Annotated in this window: 16 protein-coding genes; 7 read left to right on the top strand and 9 right to left on the bottom strand. The window is 70.5% G+C overall.

Annotated elements, in window-relative coordinates:
• Positions 1 to 347: 347 nt before the first annotated feature.
• Complete coding sequence (locus CCZ27_RS22155; protein ID WP_096451884.1) at positions 348 to 1934, top strand: DEAD/DEAH box helicase; 1587 nt, start codon at positions 348 to 350, stop codon at positions 1932 to 1934.
• 238 nt (positions 1935 to 2172) lie between these two features.
• Entirely contained in the window at positions 2173 to 3471 is a 1299-nt protein-coding gene (locus tag CCZ27_RS22150; protein WP_096451882.1) for an acetyl-CoA hydrolase/transferase family protein, read from the top strand.
• Positions 3472 to 3556: 85 nt separating this feature from the next.
• Here CCZ27_RS22150 and CCZ27_RS22145 read toward each other — a convergent pair whose 3' ends face one another.
• The 4 genes from CCZ27_RS22145 to CCZ27_RS23820 form a co-directional block, all read right to left on the bottom strand.
• Positions 3557 to 3991, bottom strand: a complete 435-nt coding sequence (locus CCZ27_RS22145; RefSeq protein WP_096451880.1) for a CBS domain-containing protein — start codon at positions 3989 to 3991, stop codon at positions 3557 to 3559.
• A 293-nt stretch (positions 3992 to 4284) separates the two neighbouring features.
• Positions 4285 to 5133 carry an archaetidylserine decarboxylase gene (gene asd / locus CCZ27_RS22140; RefSeq protein WP_096451878.1) on the bottom strand — a complete coding sequence of 283 codons (849 nt, stop codon included), beginning with the start codon at positions 5131 to 5133 and terminating at the stop codon, positions 4285 to 4287.
• Between the two features lie 217 nt (positions 5134 to 5350).
• Positions 5351 to 12697: an autotransporter-associated beta strand repeat-containing protein gene (locus CCZ27_RS22135; protein WP_232516691.1), complete on the bottom strand. Its 7347-nt coding sequence runs from the start codon at positions 12695 to 12697 to the stop codon at positions 5351 to 5353.
• 80 nt (positions 12698 to 12777) lie between these two features.
• Entirely contained in the window at positions 12778 to 13152 is a 375-nt protein-coding gene (locus tag CCZ27_RS23820) for a hypothetical protein (protein ID WP_157748682.1), read from the bottom strand.
• A gap of 151 nt (positions 13153 to 13303) precedes the next feature.
• On the opposite strand from CCZ27_RS23820, the gene CCZ27_RS22125 reads away from it, so the two are divergent.
• The 4 genes from CCZ27_RS22125 to CCZ27_RS22110 all read left to right on the top strand — a co-directional run bounded on the left by CCZ27_RS22125 (position 13304) and on the right by CCZ27_RS22110 (position 16098).
• Positions 13304 to 14521 (top strand): HPP family protein, encoded by a 1218-nt coding sequence (locus CCZ27_RS22125; protein WP_096451874.1) that lies wholly within the window; start codon positions 13304 to 13306, stop codon positions 14519 to 14521.
• Between the two features lie 348 nt (positions 14522 to 14869).
• A complete protein-coding gene (locus CCZ27_RS22120) occupies positions 14870 to 15367 on the top strand; it encodes a helix-turn-helix domain-containing protein (RefSeq protein ID WP_096451872.1) in 498 nt (165 codons plus the stop codon).
• Between the two features lie 85 nt (positions 15368 to 15452).
• Positions 15453 to 15770, top strand: a complete 318-nt coding sequence (locus CCZ27_RS22115) for a type II toxin-antitoxin system RelE/ParE family toxin (protein ID WP_096451870.1) — start codon at positions 15453 to 15455, stop codon at positions 15768 to 15770.
• A gap of 4 nt (positions 15771 to 15774) precedes the next feature.
• Complete coding sequence (locus CCZ27_RS22110) at positions 15775 to 16098, top strand: excisionase family DNA-binding protein (RefSeq protein WP_096451868.1); 324 nt, start codon at positions 15775 to 15777, stop codon at positions 16096 to 16098.
• A gap of 9 nt (positions 16099 to 16107) precedes the next feature.
• On the opposite strand, the gene cobA is transcribed toward CCZ27_RS22110, so the two are convergent.
• Complete coding sequence (gene cobA, locus CCZ27_RS22105; protein ID WP_096451866.1) at positions 16108 to 16959, bottom strand: uroporphyrinogen-III C-methyltransferase; 852 nt, start codon at positions 16957 to 16959, stop codon at positions 16108 to 16110.
• 174 nt (positions 16960 to 17133) lie between these two features.
• Between cobA and CCZ27_RS22100 the strand changes: the two genes are divergently transcribed.
• Positions 17134 to 18039, top strand: coding sequence for a cobalamin-binding protein (locus CCZ27_RS22100; RefSeq protein ID WP_096451864.1), 906 nt, complete (start codon positions 17134 to 17136; stop codon positions 18037 to 18039).
• Positions 18040 to 18143: 104 nt separating this feature from the next.
• On the opposite strand, the gene CCZ27_RS22095 is transcribed toward CCZ27_RS22100, so the two are convergent.
• Genes CCZ27_RS22095 through CCZ27_RS22080 form a run of 4 tightly spaced genes read right to left on the bottom strand, consistent with a single transcriptional unit; the run spans position 18144 to position 23170 of the window.
• Complete coding sequence (locus tag CCZ27_RS22095; RefSeq protein WP_096451862.1) at positions 18144 to 19493, bottom strand: cobyrinic acid a,c-diamide synthase CobB; 1350 nt, start codon at positions 19491 to 19493, stop codon at positions 18144 to 18146.
• A gap of 4 nt (positions 19494 to 19497) precedes the next feature.
• Entirely contained in the window at positions 19498 to 20301 is an 804-nt protein-coding gene (locus tag CCZ27_RS22090) for an ABC transporter ATP-binding protein (RefSeq protein ID WP_096451860.1), read from the bottom strand.
• The gene (locus tag CCZ27_RS22085; protein ID WP_096451858.1) at positions 20298 to 21305 is read right to left on the bottom strand and encodes a FecCD family ABC transporter permease; all 1008 of its coding nucleotides are present in this window, start codon (positions 21303 to 21305) and stop codon (positions 20298 to 20300) included. The genes CCZ27_RS22090 and CCZ27_RS22085 overlap by 4 nt, the downstream gene beginning before the upstream one ends.
• Complete coding sequence (locus tag CCZ27_RS22080; RefSeq protein ID WP_332460888.1) at positions 21302 to 23170, bottom strand: TonB-dependent receptor domain-containing protein; 1869 nt, start codon at positions 23168 to 23170, stop codon at positions 21302 to 21304. The genes CCZ27_RS22085 and CCZ27_RS22080 overlap by 4 nt, the downstream gene beginning before the upstream one ends.
• Positions 23171 to 23187 lie beyond the last annotated feature (17 nt).

The following is a 23187-nucleotide window of genomic DNA, read 5'->3' as shown; positions in this document are numbered from 1 at the left end:
TCGCCGGCACTCCCGCTCAGGTCCCGAGAACCGCAGGACGATAAGGGCCCCCGCAGCCGGCCCATCCGCAGAACGGCTCTAAATTACCCAAAAGACGCGCCGTCGTGGGAATTTTCGCTCCGCGCCCTTCGTTCGATCAACGCCCTTCGAGCGCCGTCGGTCCGCATTTTCTCGTTGCGGTGCACAAACTGCTCCAGTCTGCGCTATAGTCCGCGGGCGCCGCGATTCCAGCCGATCGACCGCGGCGCCTTCCCGCAACGACGTCCCGGGCCCGGCCCGGACGACTCCCGCGCGCCCCGATCGGCGCCGGCCGCAAACGAACGGCAGGCTTGCGCAGGATACACTCAATGACCTCCGAAACGACTTTCGCCAGCCTCGGGCTGGCCGAGCCGCTGCTTCGCGCCATCGCCGAAGCCGGCTACACCAAACCGACCCCCATCCAGGCCCAGGCCATCCCGCAGGTGCTCACCGGCGGCGACCTGCTCGCCGCCGCGCAGACCGGCACCGGCAAGACCGCCGGTTTCACGCTGCCCGTGCTGCACATGCTGGCCGCCACCCACGCGCACCCGCATCCGCCGGGCCGCCCGCGCTGCCTGATCCTCACACCGACGCGGGAACTCGCCGCCCAGGTGGAGGAATCGGTCCAGACCTACGGCAAGCACCTCGCGCTGAATTCGCTGGTGATGTTCGGCGGCGTCAACATCAATCCGCAGATCACCGCGCTGAAGAAGCGCGTCGACATCCTGGTGGCCACGCCCGGCCGTCTGCTCGATCACGCCGGGCAGAAGACGGTCGACCTCTCCGGGGTCGAGATCCTGGTGCTGGACGAAGCCGACCGCATGCTCGACATGGGCTTCATCCGCGACATCCGCAAGGTGCTCGCCCTGCTGCCGAAAAAGCGCCAGAATCTGCTGTTCTCGGCGACCTTCTCGGACGAGATCCGCGAACTCGCCGGCGGCCTGCTGCACGAACCGCGCACGGTGGAAGTGGCACCGCGCAACACCACCGCCGAACGTGTCGACCAGACGGTCTATCTGATCGGCCAGAAGCAGAAGCGCGAACTGCTGGCCCACCTCATCAAGAAGCACCAGTGGTTCCAGGTGCTGGTGTTCACCCGCACCAAGCACGGCGCCAACAAGCTCGCCGAATACCTGAGCCGGCACGACATCCCTGCCGCGGCGATCCACGGCAACAAGAGCCAGGCCGCACGCACGCGTGCGCTGAGCCAGTTCAAGGACGGCTCGCTGCCGGTACTGGTCGCCACCGACATCGCCGCCCGCGGCCTGGACATCGACCAGTTGCCGCAGGTGGTGAACTTCGAGCTGCCCAACGTACCCGAGGACTACGTGCACCGCATCGGCCGCACCGGCCGCGCCGGGGCCGAGGGCAACGCGCTCTCCCTCGTCGACGCCGAAGAGGCGAAGTTGCTGGCTGCGATCGAAAAGCTGATCAAGCGCCGCCTCGAGCGCGCCACGGCCGACGACTTCGTGCCCAGCGCAGGTGCCGAAGCCGCCCACGATGCCGACCATCATCGCGAACCGCTGCAACGCCGCGGCGGGCAGCCGCGCCAGGGCGACGACGGCAAGCGCGGAGAACGCGCCGCGCCGGCCCGCGGCCCGTCGCCGGCGCGCCCCGGCGGCAAGCCGCAGTCCGCCCAGCGGCGCGAGACCGACGGCAACCGTGCGCCGCGCAACGCCGCGCGCCCGGATGTCGACGGCAACCGCGCACCGGCGTCGCGCCCGGACGTGGACGGCAATCGCGTCGACAACGCCCGGCGGCCCGACGCGGACGGCAACCGCAACTCCGCGCCGCGGCGCGGCGACGCCGGCGGCAAGCGCGGCAACCCGCCGGCCCACGGCGACCGCCAGGCGCAGAACCGGCGTCCGGCGCAGCGCGCCGCCCTGTTCTCGCCGCGCGGCGACGGCGACCGCTGATCCCGGGACCGTGGCGCACCAGCCACGGCCCCGCCCACAGAAGCGAAAGGACCGCCGCGAGGCGGTCTTTTGCATGGGGCGCCGCCCGGGCGCCACGGTGCCCCTCCGTCGTCAGGCCGCCGCATCCCCGGCACGCGCATCCATCCGGCAATCACACTCACGCCATACGAGACAGTATGGGAAACCCGTATAATCGTCTGGTTCGCAACATAAAAGACCATACGAGCGGGAGAGGAAGATGTCGAACGTACACCAGCAGTACGCCCAGAAACGCGTGACCGCGGCGGACGCCGTGGCGATGATCCACGACGGCGAGACCATCGTCGTACCCACCGGGGTCGGCGAGCCGCCCACCCTGCTCAATGCGCTGTCGGACCGCCGCCACGACCTGCGCGACGTGGTGGTGAGCCAGATCCTGCCGCTGCGCAAGTACAACTACATCGACGAAGGGACTTCGCACAACGTGCGCCACGACGCCTACTTCTACGGCGGCGCGACGCGGCCCGGCGGCCAGGCGGGATGGATCGACTTCCTGCCGGCCTATTTCTCCGAACTGCCGATGCTGATCGACCGCGGCCTGACGCCCGCCGACGTGGTGGTGTCGATGGCCTCGCCGATGGACGCGCACGGCTACTTCTCGCTGTCGCTGGCGCCGGACTACACCATGGCGGCGGTGCGCCGCGCGCGCGTGATCCTGCTGGAAGTCAATCCCAACGTGCCGTTCGCCTACGGCGACTGCCACGTGCACGTCTCGCAGGTGAGCGGCATCGTGGAGAGCGACGAGCCGCTGTTCGAGGTCGGCCTGCCGAAGATCGGCGCGGTGCAGGAAGCGATCGGCAAGTACGTCGCCGACCTGATCGAGGACGGCTCGACGCTTCAGATCGGCTACGGCGGCATCCCGGACGCGGTGGTCATGCAGTTGCAGCACAAGCGCGACCTCGGCATCCACACCGAGATGATCGGCGACGGCATCCTGTCGCTGATCGAAAGCGGCGCGGTCACCAACCGCAGGAAGACCTTCATGCCGGGCAAGACGGTGGCGACCTTCGCGCTCGGCTCGAACAGGCTCTACCGCCATCTCGACCGCAACCCCGCGCTGGAGATGCATCCGGTCGATTTCACCAACGACCCGTACAACGCCGCGCGCAACGACAAGCTGTGCGCGATCAACGCCACGCTGCAGATCGACCTGCTCGGCCAGTGCGGTTCGGAGAGCCTGGGCCACGTGCCCTACTCCGGCACCGGCGGCCAGGTGGACTTCGTGCGCGCGGCCAACCGCTCCAACGGCGGCAGGGCCTTCATCGTGCTGCCCTCCACCGCGAAGAACGACACGGTGTCGCGCATCGCCCCGGTGCTGTCGCCGGGCACGCACATCACCACCAGCAAGAACGACGTCAACTACGTCGTCACCGAGTTCGGCGTCGCCCAATTGCGCGGCAAGACCGCCAAACAGCGCGCCGAGGCCCTGATCGGCATCGCCCACCCGGATTTCCGCGGTGAATTGCGCGAGGCGGCAAAGAAGATGAACCTGTTCTGAGCCGTTCCGGCATCCGGAACGCCGAGGGCCGCGCCGGCGGGGAAGCAATCCCGCCGGCGCGGCCCTCGGCATCCGGGTGCGGCCTTCAGAGGATGACGGTGATCTCTTCGCGGCGCACCAGTTCCTGGCCGAAGGCTTCGGCGTCCAGCGCCAGTGCGTCGCGCGCGGAAACCAGGCCGATCGGCCGCCCGCTCAGATCCACCACCGGCACGTGGCGGAAGCCGCCGTCGTACATCAGGTGCAGCGCATGGCCGAAAGGCTTGTCCTCGGTGATCGTCTGCGGCTTGTGGGTGAGCACCGCGCCGACCGGCGTCGCATCCGGATCGAGCCCCGCCGCGAGCACGCGGAAGGTGGCATCGCGTTCGGTGAAGATGCCGGTGAGCATCCCATGCTCGGTGACCAGGGCCGCGCTCTGCCTGCGGTCCTGCATGAGCTGGGTGACGGCGCGCACCGACATGTCGATCGGCACGCAGACGAAGGGTTGCTGGGCGATGACCTGATGTATCGGACGGCTGGGCATGGTCTGTCTCCTGATGGTCGTTGTGCTGCCTGCGAGAAGTCCGGCCCGCCTCGCGGCGGGGCAGGGACTTGCAAGCTTCAACCGTGCCAGCCCGCCGCGATCATCGGAACGACGCCCTGGAAGCGGCACAAACCATTGCTATCAAAGACTTTCGATGCGGAAGCAGGCAGTACGGCAGGGGTCCGTCCGCAGGCCGCCTTCCCCCGGCGAAGCCCCGTCTGCGTGCATGGCAACAGTCGTCGCACAGCATTGGTGCAAAACGAACAGCCCGGCGGCGGCGCCTTCCTGCCGTCCTAGGCGGACGGCAGCCCCATCGCCTCGCCCATGCGGATCGCCCGCGCCGGCGCCCATTCGAGGTTGAAGCGGACGCGCCCCTTCGGGAACAGCATCACGACCGTCGAGCCGAGCAGGAAACGCCCCATCTCGTCGCCCCGCTTCAGCACGACCTCGCCGTCCTCGTACAGCCAGTCGCGTACCGTGGGCGTGCGCGGGGGATTCACCACGCCGTGCCACACGGTGGCCATGCTGCCGACGATGGTGGCGCCGACCAGCACCAGCACGAAGGGGCCCGCGTCCGATTCGAATACGCACACGACGCGCTCGTTGCGCGCGAACAGGCCGGCCACCCCGCGCGCAGTGGCCGGGTTCACCGAGAACAGATCGCCCGGCACGTGGATCATGCGCCGCAGCCGGCCGTCGCAGGGCATGTGGATGCGGTGGTAGTCGCGCGGGCTGAGGTACAGCGTGGCGAAGGCGCCGTCCTCGAAGCGCGCCGCCAGGGCAGCGTCGCCGCCGACCAGCGCGGTGGTCGAATAGGAATGCCCTTTGGCCTGGAAGATCCGGTCGCGCTCGATCGTCCCGAACTGGCTGATGGCGCCGTCGACCGGGCAGACGAGCGCGGCCTGCGCCAGCGGACGCACGCCCGCGCGCAGCGGACGGGTGAAGAATTCGTTGAAGGTGCCGTAGGCGGCGATGTCGGGGTTGGCGGCCTCGTCCATGTCCACCCCGTAGCGCCGCACGAACCAGCGGATCACCGCGGTGGTCAGCCCGCCGGCACGGGCGCCGGCGAACTTGCCGGCGAGGACGGTCAGCGCCTGCTTGGGGAGCAGGTATTGCAGCAGCACGGCAAGGCGATCGGACACGGTCGGACCCGGATGACGTCGGAAGGCGCGGATTATAGCGGCAGCGCGGCGCGCCTCGCGGTACGCGGCGCCGCGCCGCGCCGGGCTGCGCAGCGTGATCCGGCGCCTTGCGTCGAGGCCGCCGGCGGGCTGCAGGGATGGGCCTGAACAGCAAAGACACAAGGCAGCGGGAGCGCGATGCGGCTGGCTTGGCTGAACCGCATCGCGCTCGATCCACTCAATCCACCGTCACCGTGTAGCGCACCGTGCCGCTGGCGCCCGGATTCACGCTGCCGTCCAGATGCCAGCCGATGAGCCCCTTGCCGGTGCCGGTCTGGGCCGGCGAGCATGGCGCCGCCGCGGCCGGCGGCGGGTTGGCCGGCGAGCGCAGGCTGCAGCCGGTCACCCCGCCCGGCAGCGGCAGGTCCGCCGCGGCCGACACGAAGGTGGTGTAGGCCGGCGTGCCGTCGCTGATCTGCATGTGGGTCAGCGGCTCCGCGCCGGTGTTGGTGTAGATCACCTCGTACTCCAGCGTGTCGCCCGAGCGGGCCTGGTTGCTCGTGCCGAAGGCGCCGCCGGTGCTCACGTTGCGCACGCGCTTCTGCAGCGTCAGCGCGCCCGACGACATCGTGGTGGTGTCGGTCACCGTGTAGGTCGCCACCAGGCCCGGCGCGGCGTTGGTGAAGGTCAGCGCCGCCTGCACCGGCACGCTGTTGGCCGCCCCGCTCGCCACCCCTTCGGGCACGAACTGCCGCATCACCACGCACACCACCTGGCCCTGCACCACGGTCTGCGGCACCGCCGGCGGATACAGCCTGGCGGCGCCGGACTGCAGCGTGCCGGTGCAGTCCGGGTCGGCATACACCACCTCGCTCCAGCCGCCGACCGCCGGCGTGCTGGTGCCCGCGCCGGTGGAGAACACCACGCTGCCGCCCGTGCCCGCGGTGAAGCTGTGGCCATGCACGGCCGCGCCGCCGCCGGGCCCCGTCTTGCTGCTGTCGGACTGCAGCGTGCTGTCCGGCACCACGCCGAAGTCCAGCGTCAGCACGCCGGTGGCGGGCGCGGTGAACGCCTGCCGCTGGCCGGCGCGGTCGTAGGTGTAGCTCACCCCGCCCACGCTGGTGGCCGTGCCGTCGGGCGTGGGCGTGCCCGCCACGCTGGCGCCGGTGGCGCGGCGGGCCGACGGCACCGCCACGCTCACGCACACCGGCTGGCCCGCCGCGGCGGGCGGCACCTGCAGGCTGTAGCGGCCGGCGCTGTCGGTGGTGGCGCTGGCGTGGGGGGTGGCGGCGCAGTCGGTCAGGCTCACCGCCAGCCCGGCCAGCCCGGCCTCGGCGCCGTCCTGCACGCCGTTGTTGGGCGTGCCGGTGTTGGCCCCGCCGCTGGGCGCGCCGCCGTCGTTGAACACCGTGCCGCCGATGCCGTTCAGGGTATTGGCGAAGGTGCAGGTGATGTCGGCCCCGGCCACCAGATTGGACGCGGCGATGCTCAGCACCTTGCCCGACAGGGTGCCGAAGGGCCCCGTGCCGTTGCCGCTGGCGGTGCCGTTGGCATCCACGCAACTGGCCGCGGCCGGGTTGGCCGGCCAGCCGGCGGGCACGGTGGCCTCGGTGATCGTCACCGCCGTGCCGGCGGTGCCCTCGATGCCGGCCGCGCCGGGCGCCGGCGTGCCGGCCACGCTGGTGACGATGGTGTCGGTGCTGGCCGACAGGCCCGTCATCTGGAAGCCGAAGCTGCCGGTGCCGCCGGTGGAGGTCTTGGCGATGCGCAGCCTGGGCTCGAGCAGCACGTCGATTTCGTCGTCGGCGCGCCACACGGTCAGGCCCCCGCCGTAGGGCGCCAGCGCGATCTGGTTCATCGGCGCGGCGCCGACCGCGTTGCGCGTGGCGCCGGTGAAGGCGCTGGCCTTGAACACGTCGCTGCCGCGCGTCCAGTTGCTCACGGTCAGCGCCTTGCCGCTGTCGAGCGTGAGCGTGGCCGCCGTCAGGCTGGCGGTACCGGAGGCCATGTCCAGCGTGGCGCTGTCGGCGATGGTGAAGGTGCCGATGCTGTAGGTATTGGCGCCCAGCGTCAGGTTGCCGCCGGCCAGTTCGATGTTCACGCTGGTGTTGCTGAAGCCCGCACCCAGCGTCAGCGTGCCGCCGGTGACCCTGATGGTGCCGCTGCCGGTCACGGCGCCGATGCTGCTGTCGCCAGTGATCGTCAGCACGCCGCCGGTGCCCAGGTTCAGCGTGCCGCTGCTGGTGAGGCTGGCCAGCGTCTGCGTCTTGCCGTCGAGGTTCAGCGTGGCGCCGGACGCGACCGTGGTGGCGCTGGCCGAGGGCAGCGCACCGTTGGCGCCCAGCTTCAGCGTACCGGCGCTCACCGTGGTGGCGCCGGTGTAGGTGTTGGCGCCGCTGAGCGTCAGCGTGCCGGAGTGGCTTTTCTCGATGCCGAAGCCGCCGCTGATGGCGCCGCTGATCGTGCCGGTATCGGTCGATAAGTAGGTCGCCAGGCGCGCGTTGCCGGTGAGCGTGACGTTGCCCGTGAGCGTGGCCCCGCCACCCAGGCGCAGCGCACCTATTCGGCCCGCGGTCTGTGCGTAGCCATCGCCCGCCAGGCTGACGTCGTTGGCAGCCGTGGGACCGTTTCTGAGATAGAGGCCACCGCCTTCGTTGACCGTTATGGCGCTGGTGCCCAGCCCGCTGCCATGGTGCAATTCGACCAACGCGCCGGACTCGATCACCGTAGGGCCAGTCAGGCTGTTGGCGGTGTTCATGATGTAGGCGCTCTCCTCAACGGTGCCGGTGCCTTTGAAGCGCAAGGTGCCCGCGCCCGAGATCGTGTTGCCGATCGTCCGAAGCCAGTTGGCGTTGTAGAACGCCAGCGTCGCACCGCTGGCGATGCTGATGGCGCTGCCGCTGGCGATGCTGCCCGTGGTGCCGCCACTGCCCACCTGCAGCGTGCCCGCGCTCACCGTGGTGGCGCCGGTGTAGGTGTTGTTGCCGGTCAGGATGGTGGTGCCCGCGCGGAGCTTGGTCAGCGCGAAGCCGCCGGAGATCACGCCGCTGATGGTGCCGCTGCCGGCAAACGTACCGATGCTCGACGCGGCGGTCAGGGTGACGTTGCCGCTCTGCGTGGCCCCGCCATCCACACGCAAGGCGCCGATGTAGCCCGCGGCTTCGTTCCAGCCCGTGCCGGCGATGGAGACGGCGCTGGTCATGTCGGCACTGCTGCCGCCCAGGTACAGTTGCCCGCCCGATTCGATGGTGATGGGCGCCGTGCCCAGGGCACCCGTGTTGCTTCTGGTCAAGCGGGCGCCGCTTTCCACCACCACCGCGCCGCTGAGGGTGTGGGTGGGCGCGCTGAGCGTGTAGGAACTCTGGTTCTGGGTGGCGTTGCCCTTGAAGCGCAGCGTGCCCGCGCCGGCGAAGGTGTTGCCGATGAGGGCATTGCCCGTGCTGTCGCTCGAACTGTAGTAGGCCAGCGTGGCGCCGCTGGCGATGCTGATGGCGCTGTCGCCGGCGAGGCTGCCGGTGGTGGTGTTGTTGCCCACCTGCAGGGTGCCGAACGACACGGTCGTCGCGCCGGTGTAGGTGTTGTTGCCGGTCAGGATGAGGGTGCCGTTGCCCGCCTTTTCAAAGGCGTTGGTGCCGGCCAGCACGCTGCCCACCGTGGCCGTCACGTCCGGGTTGGCCTGCAGGTAGTTGATCGCGGCCGTGCCGGTGAGGGTGTAAATGCCGTTGATGGTGTAGCCATCCGTCAGGAAGGTCAGCCCGCCGATGCTCTGGTTCGCGTTCAGGGTCACGGTCTTGGCGCCGGTGGCGCTGCCGCCGAAGGTGGCGACCTGCCCGTCCGTCCAGGGGCCGTTGGGGCCGCCGGAGGCGGTGGTCCAGTTGCCGCTGATGTCGGCGGCGAGCCAGGTGCCGCTGCCGCCTTCGATGGTCGTGGCGTTCACCGCCGGGCCGTCCCAGTAGGTGAAGGGGCCGGTGTAGATGCTCAGTTCGTTGCCCGTGGTGAGCCACTGCGTGGTGATGGCATTGCTGCCGCCCAGCGTGATGCGGTTGAGCGGGGCGATGTTCGGCGTATCCTTGGCCGGGGTGGGCGTGCTGATGGCGGTGGCGTAGAAGTGGTCGCTGCCGGCCGTCCAGTTGGTCACCGTGAGGGTGTTGCTGCCGGTCATGGCGAGCGAGGCGACCGTGAGGCTGGCATTGCCGCTGGCCATGTCCAGCGTGGCGCTGTTGGTGACGGTGAAGGTGCCGATGCCGTAGGTGGCCGCACCCAGCGTCAGGCTGCCTCCGGCCAGCTCGATGTTCACGTCCGTGTTGGTGAAGCCCGCGCCCAGCGTCAGCGTGCCGCCCGTCACCTTGATGGTGCCGCTGCCGCTGACGGCGCCGATGCTGCTGTCGCCGCTGATCGTCAGCGTGCCGCCGGTGCCCAGGTCCAGCGTGCCGCTGCTGGCGAGGCCCGCCAGCGTCTGCGTCTTGCCGTCGAGGTTCAGCGTGGCACCGCTGGCGACGGTGGCTGACGTGGCCGCCGGCAGCGTGCCGTCGGCGCCCAGCTTCAGCGTGCCGGCGCTGACGGTGGTGGCGCCGTCGTAGGTGTTGGCGCCCGACAGCGTGAGCGTGCCGGGGCCGAACTTCTCCAGCGCGAAGCCGCCGCTGATGGCGCCGCTGATGGTGCCGGACTCGTTGGCGGCGTGGAGGGCGATGCGGCTGTCGGCGCTCATGGCGACGTTGCCGCTGAGCGTCGAGCCGGGGCCCTGGAAGCGGATCGCGCCCAGGTAGCCCTGGGGATCGTTCCAGCCGTTGCCGGCGATGGTGAAACCGTTGGGCACGTCCACGCCGCCCCAGATCAGCGCGGTGGCACCGGATTCGACGGTGACGGCGGCCGAGCCGAAGCGCTCGGGGCGTTCCAGCCGTGCGCCGTTCTTGACCACGATCGTGCCGGCGAAGTCCGGGCTCGGGCTCTCCGGGATGTAGTTGCTCTGTCCCTGGGTCCCCGTGCCCAGGAAGTTCAGCGTTCCACTGCCCGAGAACACGTTGCCGAACATGACCAAGTCGGAACGGTAGAACTCAAGCGTGGCGCCGCTGGCGACGCTGATGGCGCTGCCGCTGGCGATGCTGCCCGTGGTGCCGCCGGTGCCCACGGCCAGCGTGCCCGCGCTCACCGTGGTCGTGCCGGTGTAGGTGTTGGCCGCGCTCAGCGTGAGCGTGCCGGCGCCGCTCTTGGCGAGGTTGCTGGCGACCGTCGCGCCGCCGCCGCTGCGGTTGTTGGATAGCGGCGTGGCCACACCGAGCGTGCCGCCAGTGACGTCGAAGGTGGTCGTGCCGCCAGCCGCGTTGGTGCCGATGAGGATGAAATTGTTCGACCCCGCGCCCACGGTGAACGCCGAGGTGCCGGCGGACGTCACCGTGCCCTTGAGTGCGAACGCGCCATAGTCGGCGTTGGCACCGCCGTTGGCCGTCAGCGTGCCGCCGCTCAGGGTCAGGTCGTTCAGGGTGTTGAAGGTGCCGTTGCTCGCCACCGTGCCGCCGGCGATGGTGATCGTCGATGCGGGCACCGCGGTATGCACGCCGAAGGTGTCGCTCCGGTCGAAGCGCAGCGTGGCGCCGCTGTTGACGGTGATGCTGCCCGCGCCGCTGGTGTTGTAAAGCGTGCCGCTGCCGCCGATCGCCAGCGTGCCCGCGCTCACCGTGGTCGTGCCGGTGTAGGTGTTGGCGCCGCTCAGGGTCAGCGTGCCCGCGCCGCTCTTGGCGAGGTTGCTGGCGACCAGCGCGCTGCCGGCGTTGCGATTGTCGAATAGCGGCGTGGCCACGCCGAGCGTGCCGCCAGTGACGTCGAAGGTGGTCGTGCCGCCGGCCGCGTTGGTGCCGATGAGGATGAAATTGTTCGACCCCGTGCCCACTGTGAACGCGGAAGTGCCGGAGGACGTGACCGTGCCCTTGAGTCCGAAAGCGCCCCAGTAGGGGTGGCTGCCGCCGTTGGCGGTCAGCGTGCCGCCGTTCAGGGCCAGGTCGTTCAGGGTGTTGAAGGTGTTGTTGCTCGCCACCGTGCCGCCGGCGATGGTGACCCTCGACGCGGGCGCCGCGATGTGCAGGCCGAAGGTGTCGCTGCGGTCGAAGCGCAGCGTGGCGCCGCTGTTCACGGTGATGCTGCCCGCGCCGCTGGTGTTGTAGAGCGTGCCGGCGCCGCCGATGATCAGCGCGCCCCCGCTCACCGTGGTGCCGCCGCTGTAGGTGTTGGCGCCGGTGAGCGTGATGCTGCCCGCGCCGGCCTTCTCGAAGGCATTGGCGCCCGCCAGCGTGCTGCCGATCGTCGCACCGATGCCGCTGCCGGTACTCAGCACGTTGGTCGGCAGACCGCCCGTGAGCGTGCCGCCCGTCAGGCTGTAGCCCCCGACCTTGAAGTCCAGCCCGCCGATGGCCTGCGTGCCTGACACTTCCACCGCCCCGCCGGTGACGCCGAAGACGGCCTTGCCGTTGGCCACCCACTTGCCGTTGCCGGTGCCATTGCCGGCGGTCCAGTTGGTGTCCGCCGCATTCCAGTTGCCGGCCCCGCCCTGCACGCTGCCGTTGCCGGGCAGCGCCGTGTCCGTGCCGTCCCAGTGCGCCCCGCCGTCGCCGATGATGTTGTTGGTGAAGGTGCAGGTCACGTCGCGGCCGTTGCCCGCGTCCGAAAAGCGCACCGAGCGCGCCGGCAGGTCGCCGACGGCTGCGTTGGTGAGGTTGGCGGTCTGCGTCGCGCCGTCCGCCATGCCCGTGCATGACGCCGCGCTCAGCTCGTAGCCAAACACCGCCTGCGTGATCGTCGTCTGCCCGTTCGACGCGGCCAGCGTCTGCCGCGCGCCCGCGGCGGCCGTGCCGGCCGAGGTGGTGATGACGTCGTGGGCGGCGACCCCGTTCGTGCCGCTGTACGCGAAGCCTCCCGTGCCGCCCTGGCTGACCGTGTTCACCGTGACCGTCGTGGTGCAGATCGTCGACGACTGGCCGTCGTACTGCACCAGGAATGCAGACACGCTATGCCTATCGACGATCCGCACCAGGATCTCGTTGAGCCCGGTCTGCCAGTTCCTGTCCAGGATCAGGTAAGCCCCGCTGCCTGGCGCGTAGTTTTGGTTGGCGGGGTCGCCGATATTCTCGACGTCGTAGTAGCTCGAATTCGGCTGCTCCACGCCGTTCACGTACACCATGCCGACGCCGTCGTCCGCGAAGAAGTTCAGCTTCATGTAGAACTGCGACGGATCGAGCGCCCCATCCAGGTTGAAGCGGTAACGGTACCAGTAGTTGCGCCGGCCGTCGGGGCTCTCCGGCGTACCGCCGACAACGGCATCGGCGCTATGCGAGATCCAGTCCGCGTTGCCGTAGGGGGACACGGTCCACGCCGGGTGTACCTGGGACACCACATAGCCGTCATCCCAGCCGCCGGTTGGCGGATCGAAGGAGGCGGACGTCTCCATCTCGCGGCTCACCTCCCAGTAGGTGTCGCGCGCGCCAACGGTCTTGGGCGGCCCCGCGGGGTTGCCGCTGTAGGCCGTATTGAAGAGGTAGCCGGTGGAATTGCAGCCGATGGTCGGGATGGTCGCGGCCCGCGCAAGTACGGGCATCAACAGGCACATCGCCAGCGTGGCCGCCAGCGCCGGCAACCCGGCGGCGAAGGATTCGTCTGGCGCGCCTTTCCTATGCGTTACGGCAGCGCATTCGATACATGATGGGTGACGTGGCGACTGCGGCACCTGACGCGGCGTGCTCGGGGCGTGCCGCAGGCACGCCCCGAGCACGCCAGCACGCCAGCACGCCAGCACGCCAGCACGCCAGCACGCCAGCACGCCAGCACGCCAGCACGCCAGCACGCCAGCACGCCAGCACGCCAGCACGCCAGCACGCCAGCACGCCAGCACGCCAGCACGCCAGCACGCCAGCACGCCAGCACGCCAGCACGCCAGCACGCCAGCACGCCAGCACGCCAGCACGCCAGCACGCCAGCACGCCAGCACGCCAGCACGCCAGCATGAGTACGACACGAGTCGTTGCCGAATGCATCGGATATCTCCTTGGTCACGAATTCCGCACACGTTGCGGCGCAGGCCATGCCCGGTGCGGAAGGCTCGCCGGCTCATGCAGGCGTGCCGGGAGGGCGGGTCCGGGTCGGGGACGAACGCTGGCCCGCTCCTGAAACGCGTGAATTTATCATATGATCAACGAAACGGAGAATGCTGTTCGAATCACCGTCGTACCCCGAAAAACTTCCTGTGAATGACGTGGCACCCGAATCCCGAAGCGGCGGCGCAACGGCCCGCCTCCTGTCCTGGCTGCGCGGCTTCTGGCCGGCGCCGCTCAACGCCAGCGGCCGCGAACGCATCGTCGGCTGCCTCGGCGCCCTGCTCGGCCTGCTCTCCACCGAGTGGATCAGCCATCTCGCGCTGGGCGAATCCAATCCGTGGTTCGTCGCGCCGATGGGCGCCTCCGCGGTGCTGCTGTTCGCCGTCCCGGCCAGCCCGCTGGCACAGCCGTGGTCCATCATCGGCGGCAACTTCGTGTCGGCGCTGATCGGCGTGTGCTGCGCGCAGTGGCTGGGGCATTCCGGCGTGGCGGGCGCAGTCGCGGTCGCGCTGGCGGTCGGCGCGATGTTCCAGTTGCGCTGCCTGCATCCGCCGGGCGGAGCCGTGGCGCTGACGAGCGTGCTGGGCGGGCCGGCGGTGGATGCCATGGGCTACGGCTTCGCGCTGTGGCCGGTGGCGGTGAATTCGGCATGCATGCTGCTCACCGCGCTGGCCTTCAACAACCTGTGGCGCCGCCGTTATCCGCACCGCCCCGCGCCGCTGCCGCCGCCACAGCCGCACGGCACCGCAGACCGGCCGCCGAGCGAGCGGGTGGGCATCACGCACGAGGATTTCGACGCGGTGCTGAAGGAACACAGCGAGCAGCTCGACATCGGCATCGAGGATCTCGAGGATCTGCTGCACGCGGTCGAACGCCGCGCCTACCGCCGCCGCTTCGGCGAAATCCGCTGCGCCGACCTGATGTCGCGCGACCTGCTGACGGTGACGCCGACGCTGCCGCTGGGCGAGGCGTGGGAAATGCTGGTGAGCCACCACATCAAGGCGCTGCCGGTGGTGGACGGCGGGCGCCGGCTGGTGGGCATCCTGTCGCTGCACGACTTCCTGGTGTCGCGCAGCGCGCCCAGCGAGGCGCAGGGCAGGCAGGTGGATACGCATCCGCAGATCGTCGCCGACCTGATGTCCACCGACGTCGTCACCGTGCGCCCCGAGCAGCCCATCGTCGACACCGTGCCGCTGTTCTCGGACGCCGGCCTGCACCATCTGCCGGTGGTCGACGCGGCGCACGAGGTGGTCGGCATGCTGACGCAGTCCGACCTGGTGGCGGCGCTGTTCCGCTCCGCCCTGGAGCAGCCGCCGCCGGCAGGCTGAAGCGCGGGCGCTCGGGATGCACGCCGCTACAGCCGGCGTGCCCCATCTGCGCGTGCACAGCAAGGGCGGGAAGCTCCGCTTCCTGCCGCTGCACCCGGTCGCCGACGTTTCGCGTGCGGTATTAATCCCGCCCCTATGGTCACCAGCGACTGGAGGCGGGTAGTCCTCATTTCGTATCGCTTACCGGTGTGCTGGTTGCGCTGATCCTACTTTAGAGGACGCGTGTGACTGGTCGGCAGAGGTCGCGCACGACGTCTACTACACGTCTTTACCGACCACTGGTCTGGCCTTCTCTACCGCGTCTTATCTAGGTAAATTCGTATGTAATTGAACTCCCCGAGAAAAAAGATGGCAACCAGCTCAAGTGCACCGAAGCGTGCAACGGTAGTCCCCCTGCGTAAGACGAAAGCCGATCAGGTATCGGACAAGAAGTGGGGAAAAGCGGTGATGAAGCTCGGCTTCTGCATCATCCCTTCCATGCTGCTGCGGGCGCAGCAGCGGCTCGGCCTCAACCCGACACAACTCGCTGTGCTGCTCCAACTGGCCGACTACTGGTGGAGTCAGGACCGGAAGCCCTATCCGAGCAAGCAAGCATTGAGTGACCGTTTGGGCCTGGGCCCGCGCCAGATTCAGCGTTACATCGCGGAGCTGGAAGCTGCCGGCCTCGTCAAGCGGATCGAGCGACGGGCAGTGCATCGGGGCAAGCTGAGCAACGAGTATGACCTCTCCGGCCTCGTAGACCACCTGAAGAAGCTGGCCCCAGAGATCGAAGAGGCCAACGAGCTTAAGCGCCAAGCAACGCGGCGGGGCGGACTACCGAAGCGCCAGGATGGGGAAGGGAAGTGACTCTTCGATCTCGCCGTCCTAGTATCTCCTCACCCACGCGTGAGTTGAAATCCAGCCAATAATAGTACAATATGAGATCAAGGCAATGAAGCCGAACTACAAACCTCCCTTCAGTCGGTTCGTGAAGAAAGCTCACAAACCGCTGCAGCTCGCGATCGAAGATGCGGTGGAAGAGATTTGCGAGAACCCCGGGATAGGGGAGGTCAAGGTGGGCGGCCTGGCAGGGGTCCGGGTCTCCAAGTTCAAGTTCAACCGCCAGGAGTATCTGGTCGCCTATCGCCCGCCGAACCCTGAAGAAACTGAGCAGACCGAGGTGGAGTTGCTGATCATCGACTTCTACCAAGTCGGTTCGCACGAGAATTTCTACGACGAACTCAAACGGTACCTACGAGCCGAAGGATAGAGAAATGGCACACGCTGCCACTGCAGAAGAGCTCTTCCAAGAGCTCAAGCGCATGCCAACGACTGAACGGCAGAAGTTCTTCGTCCTCTTGTCGACCAAGGCTTTCCATGGCGAAGACCTCAATCACGAAGAACTTTTCGGCCACTTGGCCGGTGATGAGTTCACCGCCCAAGAAGCGGCAGAGTACCTCGAGGTCTCCATGTCGACTTTTCGGCGGATGGTTGCAAGCGGCAGACTCCAGCCGAGCGCAACCGTCGGACGCAGCCAGCTATTCGCCGCACCAGACCTCAAGAACTTCAAAAGAGCCCTGAAAACAGCGAAGGGCTGACTTATGCACCTAACGCGCCGGGCGCTCGGGATGCACGCCGCTACAGCCGGCGTGCGGCACCTGGCCCGCGGCATCCGGCGCATCCGCGGCGAACCACGCCAGCCGGGGATGCAGGCCGACGACATCGCCCACCACGGTCAGCGCCGGCGGCCGCACGCCTTCGTCGCGCACGCGCGCCTCGAGCGTCGCGAGGTCGGCCGTCACCACCCGCTGCGCATGCGTCGTGCCGCGCTCGATGACGGCCGCCGGCGTCGCCGCCGGCAGGCCGTGGGCCATCAGCCCGGCACAGATCTCGCCCAGGCGCGAGATGCCCATGTAGATCACCAGCGTCTGGCCGTGCCGCGCCAGCATCGGCCAGTCGAGATCGAGCCGGCCGTCCTTCAGGAAGCCGGTGGTGAACACCACCGACTGCGCATGATCGCGATGGGTCAGCGGAATGCCGGCATAGGCGGCGATGCCGGCGGCGGCGGTGATGCCCGGCACCACCTCGACGGTGATGCCGGCCTCGACCAGGGCTTCCATCTCCTCTCCGCCGCGGCCGAAGATGAAGGGGTCGCCCCCCTTCAGCCGCACGACGCGCTTGCCGGCGCCGGCCAGGCGCACTAGCAGGGCATTGATCTCGTCCTGCGGCAGCGTGTGGTCGGCGGCCTTCTTGCCGACGTAGATGCGCTGCGCGCCGGCCGGTGCGAGATCGACGATGGCCGGGCTGACCAGGTTGTCGTACACGACGACGTCCGCGCCGCCGAGCAGGCGGGCGCCGCGCAGGGTGAAGAGTTCGGGATCGCCGGGGCCCGCGCCGACCAGGTATACGTGGCCCGGCAGCGGACCGGGGCGGAAGCGGGCGAGTTCGGGCAGGGACATGGCAGTCATGGATTCACGGAAACGGCGCTCCAAGTGTGGCAGGCCCGGCTCGGGCCGCGCAAGGCGGAACGGGAGCGGCGGGCGCGCGGGCCGGGCCACGGTGCGGGCAAGCGCTGGCACTTCACGTAACATGCGCGCTTTCGACTTCCGGCCGGCGCAGCGCGCCTTCACGCCATGAGACGCCGCACCGCGCTTCGCCTGTTCTCCCTCTTCCTCGCCACCCTGGCCGCGGCCCTCGCCCACGCCGCGGTCGAAGTCACCGACGACACCGGCCGCCCGCTGCGCCTCGAACACCCGGCGCAGCGCATCGTCAGCCTCGCGCCGCACATCACCGAACTGCTGTTCGCCGCCGGCGCGGGCGGCAAGGTGGTCGGCGTGGTGGCCCACAGCGACTATCCGCCGGCCGCCGCCACGCTGCCGCAGGTGGGCACCTACCCCCGGGTGGACCTCGAGGCGGTGGCCGCGCTGAAGCCGGACCTGGTGATCGCCTGGAAGAGCGGCAACCGCGACGCCCACCTCGAACGTCTCGCCGCGCTCGGCATCCCGGTGTACGTCAACGAGCCGCGCAGCCTGGAGGCGGTGGCGCAGAGCCTGGAGCAGTTCGGCCGCCTCGCTGGCACCGGGGACGTCGCCAACGCCGCCGCCGCGGCCTTCCGCCAGCGCCGCGCGGCGCTCGCCGCGCGCTATGGCACGCGCCCGCCGGTGCGGCTTTTCTACCAGGTCTGGAACCAGCCGCTGACGACGATCAACGACGAACAGGTGATCTCGGACGCGATCCGCCTGTGCGGCGGCGTCAACGTGTTCGGCGGCCTCGGGCCGCTGGCGCCGCGCATCGGCACCGAAGCGGTGCTCGCCGCCAACCCGGAGGCGATCGTCGCCAGCGGCATGGCCGACGCGCGGCCGGAATGGCTGGACCAGTGGAAGCGCTGGCCCGACCTGGCGGCAAGCGCCGCCGGCAACCTCTACTTCATCCCGCCCGATTTGATCCAGCGCCACACCCCGCGCCTGCTCGACGGTGCCGAGCGCCTGTGTGCCCAGCTCGAGGAAGTGCGCGCCAAGCGCGCCACGGCGCCGCGTTGAACTGACGGTTTTCCCCGGCAGCGCGGCCAGAGCGCAGGAGGCGCAAGCCGCTCCACGGCCGCACGAGCGCGGCCGCCGGCCGCGGCGTGCCGGCTGCACGCAGCTCAGTCCGCCGACAGCAGCGCGGCGACGGCCGCCGGGTTGGACGGGAAGTAGAAATGCACGTAGGAGGCGGTCAGCCGGCCGACGCGGTAGATCGCCTCGCCGTCGCGGCCGTCGGGCGTGGCCGCGCGCAGCAGGGGCCGCAGCGGCGTGTCCGCGTGCGAGTAGTGGAAGGTGTGGCCGGCCAGGCGGCCTTCCGGCAGATCGGCCAGTTGCACGCCGAGCGCGGCCAGGCGCGGCTGCATCACCGCCCGCCCCGGCAGCAGGCCGCCGAAGGCATGCGCCACACCGGCCTGATCCACCACCGTGCCGAACAGGCTCATCATGCCGCCGCATTCGGCCAGCACCGGCCTGCCGGCTTCGGCATGGGCGCGCAGGCCGCGCCAGAAGACGGTGTTGCCGGCCAGCCGCGCGCCGTGCAGTTCGGGGTAGCCGCCCGGCAGCCATACCGCGTCGCAGGCAGGCAGCGCATCGCCCGCCAGCGGCGAGAAAAAGGCGAGCGTGGCGCCGAGTTCACGCAGCGTGTCGAGGTTGGCCGGGTAGATGAAGCCGTAGGCGGCATCGCGCGCGATGGCGACGGTGCGCCCGGCGAGCAGCGGCGGCACGGCGGGCGCCGCCACCGCCGGAAACGCCACCGCCGCCGGCAGTTCCGCGGCGCCGGTGGCGGCCAGGCCGTCGGCGAGGCGGTCGAGCCGCGCGTCGAGATCGCCGATCTCGGCCGCCTGCAGCAGGCCGAGGTGGCGTTCCGGCAGCGCCGCGGCCGCATCGCGCATCACCGCGCCGAACCAGCGCATGCCGGCCGGCAGCGCGTCGCGCAGCATGTCGGCATGGCGCGCGCTGCCCACCTGGTTGGCGAGCGCGCCCGCGAACGGCAGGCCGGGGCGGAAGGTCGCCAGGCCGTGCGCGACGGCGCCGAAGGTCTGCGCCATCGCGCGCGCGTCGATCACCGCCATCACCGGGATGCCGAAGCGGCAGGCGATGTCGGCGCCGCTCGGCACCCCGTCGTACAGGCCCATGACGCCCTCGACCAGGATCAGGTCCGCCGCCGTCGCCGCGGCATGCAGCCGGCAGGCGATGTCGGCCTCGCCGCACATGGCCAGATCGAGGTTGCAGACCGGCCCGCCGCTGGCCACCGCGTGGATCTGCGGATCGAGGAAGTCCGGCCCGCACTTGAACACCCGCACCCTGCGCCCCAGGCGGGTGTGCAGGCGCGCGAGCGCGGCGGTGACCGTGGTCTTGCCCTGGCCGGAGGCGGGCGCGGCGACGAACAGCGCCGGGCAGCGCACGGCGGCGGCCGGCCCGCCGCCGCCGGCGCCGCCGTCTTCCTTCCCGTCGCGGCGGGGTTCGCTCATCGTGCTAGTCCGGGATGAAGGTGACGCGGCCATCCACCTCGTAGCGCCGCAGGGGGTGGCCGAAGGCGTGCGACAGCAGATCGGGGCGCAGCACGCTGTCGCGCTCGCCGGCACGCACGCCGCCGCGGCCGTCGAGCAGGATGACGTGGTCGGCGTAGCGCGCGGCGAGGTCGATGTCGTGCAGCACCATCACCACGCCGCGGCCCGGTCCGCCGGCGTCCTCGCGCACGAGGCGGCGGAACATGTCGAGCGTGGCGATCTGGTGATGGAGATCGAGATGGTTCAGCGGTTCGTCGAGCAGGTACAGGCGCGGCGCCTGGACCAGCAGCGCGGCGATCGCCACGCGCTGGCGCTCGCCGCCCGACAGGGTGAGCACGTCGCGCTGCGCGAAGCCGGCGAGGCCGACCGCGGCGAGCGCGTCGCGCGCGATGCGCTCGTCTTCCGCGCCCTCCCAGCCCCAGCGACCGAGATGCGGATGGCGGCCGATCAGCACCGTCTCCAGCACCGAGGCGGCGAAATGGTCCGGCTGCTGCTGCGCCAGCAGGCCGCGAAAGCGCGCCGCCTCCGGCGCCGGCCAGGCCGCGTAGGGCCGGCCGCCGATCCGCACCCGGCCGGCCGTGGGCTCGCGCAGGCCGGCCAGCGTGTGCAGCAGCGTGGTCTTGCCCGCGCCGTTGGGCCCGAGCAGCGCCAGGCATTCGCCGGCCGCGAGCGTCAGGCTGAACTCGCAGCACAGCCAGCGCCCGCCCACCTGCAGCGCCAGGCCCTCGGCCTCGAGCAGCGGCGCCTCCGCCCCGCGCCGGGCCGTCATCGCGGATGCCTCGCCAGCAGGAACAGGAACACCGGCACGCCGATCATCGCCGTCAGCACGCCGACCGGCAGTTGCTGCGGCGCCATCGCGGTGCGCGCCGCGGTGTCGGCCAGCAGCAGCAACGCGCCGCCGGCAAGCGCCGAGGCCGGCAGCAGCACGCGCTGGTCGTTGCCGATCGCCAGCCGCACCAGGTGCGGCACGATGAGGCCGACGAAGCCCACCGAGCCCACCAGCGTGACCGCCACCGCGGTCAGCAGCGAGGCCAGCACGTAGAGGCCCAGGCGCAGCCGGGTGACGCGCACGCCCAGCGCACGCGCGGTGAGTTCGCCGCGCGCCAGCACGTTGAGGTCGCGCGCGGCGGGCATCACCGCCGCCAGGCCCAGCGCCAGCACCGCCAGCGCCGGCCATGGCCGCGCTGCGCCGCTGGCGTCGCCCATCAGCCAGAACAGCATCGACAGCACCCGGGTATCGCTCGCCAGCGCCAGCATCATCGACACCGCGGCACCGCAGCCGGCGGCGACGATCACCCCCGTCAGCAGCAGCCGCGTCTGCGTCCAGCTACCGTCGCCGTGCGCCAGGCCGAACACCAGCAGCATGGCCGACAGGGCGCCGGCAAACGCCGCCGCATCGACCCAGAACACCGCCGCGCCGAGCGAGATCGCCGCCAGCGCGCCGACCGCCGCGCCGCCGGAGATGCCGAGGATGTAGGGGTCGGCGAGCGGATTGCGCAGCAGCACCTGCATCAGCGCGCCCGCCGTTGCGAGCAGCCCGCCGCACGCGAAGGCCGACACGGCGCGCGGCAGGCGCAGCTCGCGCACCACCGCGGCGGCGGTGCCGTCGCCGCCCGCCAGCGCTGCGAGCGCATCGGCCAGCGTCACCGGCAGGTCGCCCGCGGCGAGCGCCCACACGAAGGCGGCGGCGGCCAGCAGCAGCAGGGCGGCGAGCACGCCCGGCCGGCCCGCGCCGCTCCCGCCCCTTCCTTGCTGCGGGATACGGGCCGTCATGGGCGCTCAGCGCGGCGCGTAGCGCACGGCGACGAAGGCGTTTGCGCCGGGCGTGGCGTAGCCGCGCACCAGTTCGTAGTCCTTGTCGAGCAGGTTGTTGAAGCGGGCTTCGATCCGCCAGTCGCGCGCCGGTGCGTAATGAACGTAGGCATTGAGCAGGCCATATCCCCCATCCGGTCGGCCGACGTGTTGGGCACCGCATCATAGCGTGCGCCCTGGGCGACCAGCTCCGCGCCGAGGGTCCAGCCGCCGGCGTCGCGTTCGACGGCCACCGCTGCCGCCCGGCTGGCGCGCCGCGCCAGGCGCTCGCCGGTGTCGGCGTCGCGCGCATCGAGGAGATCGACGCTGGCGCGCAGGCGGTAGCCTCGCCACTCGGCCGCCGCACCCAGTTCCACGCCTTCGAGCCGCGCATCGCTGACGTTGCCCGCCATGCGCGTGCGCGGCCTGGTGCCGGGCAGCAGCGCCCATTCGATCAGGTTGCGGATGCGGTTGTTGAAGTAGGTGGCGCGCGCGCTGTAGCGGCCTGCTTCCCAGGCGATGCCGAGTTCGCGGTTCAGCGCCGTCTCTGGTTCGAGATCCGGGTTGCCGGCGTTGCAGCCGGAGCTGGTGCAGGTGCGCGGGTAATAAAGATCGTTGAAGGTCGGCGCCTTGAACGCGGTGCCGATGCTGCCATGCACCCGCCATTGGGGCAGGAACTCGAAGCCGTACGCGGCGGTGCCCGTCGTGCGGCCGCCGAACTGCGAGTTGTCGTCGTGCCGGGCGTTGAGCTGCAGGTGGTGGCGGCCGAACTGCCCGCCCCAGCCCAGCAGCGCCGAATTCACGGTGCGCTTGGTCTCGGCGTAGGCAGTGGAGGTATCGACCTCCTGCTCCAGGTATTCGTAGGCCGCGAGCAGCGAACCGCCGCCGAGCGCGACGTCGTGCTGCCATGACAGCAGGCGCTGCGCGGTATCGAAGCGCGAACTCGCGCTCTCGCTGCTGCGGGTGAAGGCCCGGTCGGCGCTATGGCCCAGGCGCAGCGTGCTCGCCCAGCCGGCGCCGAGCTGGTTGCGCATGTGCGCGCTCACGCTTTCGGTGCGCTTGTCGAGGTAGGAGTCGTACGGCCGCCCGGCGTCGTAGTCGTTCTGCGCATCGGCGCGGAACAGCGCCACGCCGATCTCGTCCCGCTCGCGAAAGCCCAGCGACAGCGAGGCGCTCTGGTAGTCGTTGCGAAAGCCGTCGCGGTCGGGATCGCTGCCTGCGCGCGAGGCGGGCTTGGCATCGATGCCGCCGGTACGGTCGTGGCCGGCGACGAGGCTGTAGCGCAGGCGGTCGATGCCGCCGCTCAGCGCGGCGCTCAGCGTGCGGGTGTCGTCGCTGCCGAAGCCGGCCCGCAGCGAGGGGTGGATGCCTTCCTCGCCCTTGCGGGTGAAGATCTGGATCACGCCGCCGATCGCGTCCGAGCCGTACAGCGCGCTCGCCGGGCCGCGCAGGATTTCGATGCGCTCGATCGCTTCGAGCGGAATCACTTCGGGCGTGGCGTCGCCGCGCGTCGCCGAGCCGGCGCGCATGCCGTCGATCAGCAGCAGCGTGTGGCCGGCGTTCGCGCCGCGGATGAGGATCTTGCTGGTCGAACCGGCGCCGCCGTTGGTCGTCACCTGGATGCCGGCACGGGCCGACAGCAGTTCCACCAGGCTGGAATGCCCGGCGCGCTCGATGTCTTCGCGGTCGATGACCTCGATGGCGGCCAGCGCGTCGGAAGCCCGCTCCACCTGGCGCGTGGCGGTCACCACGACGGCGTCCAGCGTCGGCACGCCGTCGGCACGCGCCGCGCCGATACCGGCGCAGGCGCAGGCCGCGGCCAGGGCCGCGGAGGAAAACCTGTCCATGGGGTGTCTCCGGCAGC

The organism is Thauera sp. K11 (assembly GCF_002354895.1).
Taxonomy (GTDB): Bacteria; Pseudomonadota; Gammaproteobacteria; order Burkholderiales; family Rhodocyclaceae; genus Thauera; species Thauera sinica.
This window is presented reverse-complemented; position numbering and strand designations above follow the sequence as displayed.

Coding starts and splice junctions, on each gene's coding strand:
- CCZ27_RS22155 (WP_096451884.1), top strand. CDS start 348: ATGACCTCCGAAACGACTTTCGCCAGCCTCGGGCTGGCCGAGCCGCTG.
- CCZ27_RS22150 (WP_096451882.1), top strand. CDS start 2,173: ATGTCGAACGTACACCAGCAGTACGCCCAGAAACGCGTGACCGCGGCG.
- CCZ27_RS22145 (WP_096451880.1), bottom strand. CDS start 3,991: ATGCCCAGCCGTCCGATACATCAGGTCATCGCCCAGCAACCCTTCGTC.
- CCZ27_RS22135 (WP_232516691.1), bottom strand. CDS start 12,697: ATGCCCGTACTTGCGCGGGCCGCGACCATCCCGACCATCGGCTGCAAT.
- CCZ27_RS22125 (WP_096451874.1), top strand. CDS start 13,304: ATGCTGTTCGAATCACCGTCGTACCCCGAAAAACTTCCTGTGAATGAC.
- CCZ27_RS22120 (WP_096451872.1), top strand. CDS start 14,870: ATGGCAACCAGCTCAAGTGCACCGAAGCGTGCAACGGTAGTCCCCCTG.
- CCZ27_RS22115 (WP_096451870.1), top strand. CDS start 15,453: ATGAAGCCGAACTACAAACCTCCCTTCAGTCGGTTCGTGAAGAAAGCT.
- CCZ27_RS22110 (WP_096451868.1), top strand. CDS start 15,775: ATGGCACACGCTGCCACTGCAGAAGAGCTCTTCCAAGAGCTCAAGCGC.
- cobA (WP_096451866.1), bottom strand. CDS start 16,959: ATGTCCCTGCCCGAACTCGCCCGCTTCCGCCCCGGTCCGCTGCCGGGC.
- CCZ27_RS22100 (WP_096451864.1), top strand. CDS start 17,134: ATGAGACGCCGCACCGCGCTTCGCCTGTTCTCCCTCTTCCTCGCCACC.
- CCZ27_RS22095 (WP_096451862.1), bottom strand. CDS start 19,493: ATGAGCGAACCCCGCCGCGACGGGAAGGAAGACGGCGGCGCCGGCGGC.
- CCZ27_RS22090 (WP_096451860.1), bottom strand. CDS start 20,301: ATGACGGCCCGGCGCGGGGCGGAGGCGCCGCTGCTCGAGGCCGAGGGC.
- CCZ27_RS22085 (WP_096451858.1), bottom strand. CDS start 21,305: ATGACGGCCCGTATCCCGCAGCAAGGAAGGGGCGGGAGCGGCGCGGGC.
- CCZ27_RS22080 (WP_332460888.1), bottom strand. CDS start 23,170: ATGGACAGGTTTTCCTCCGCGGCCCTGGCCGCGGCCTGCGCCTGCGCC.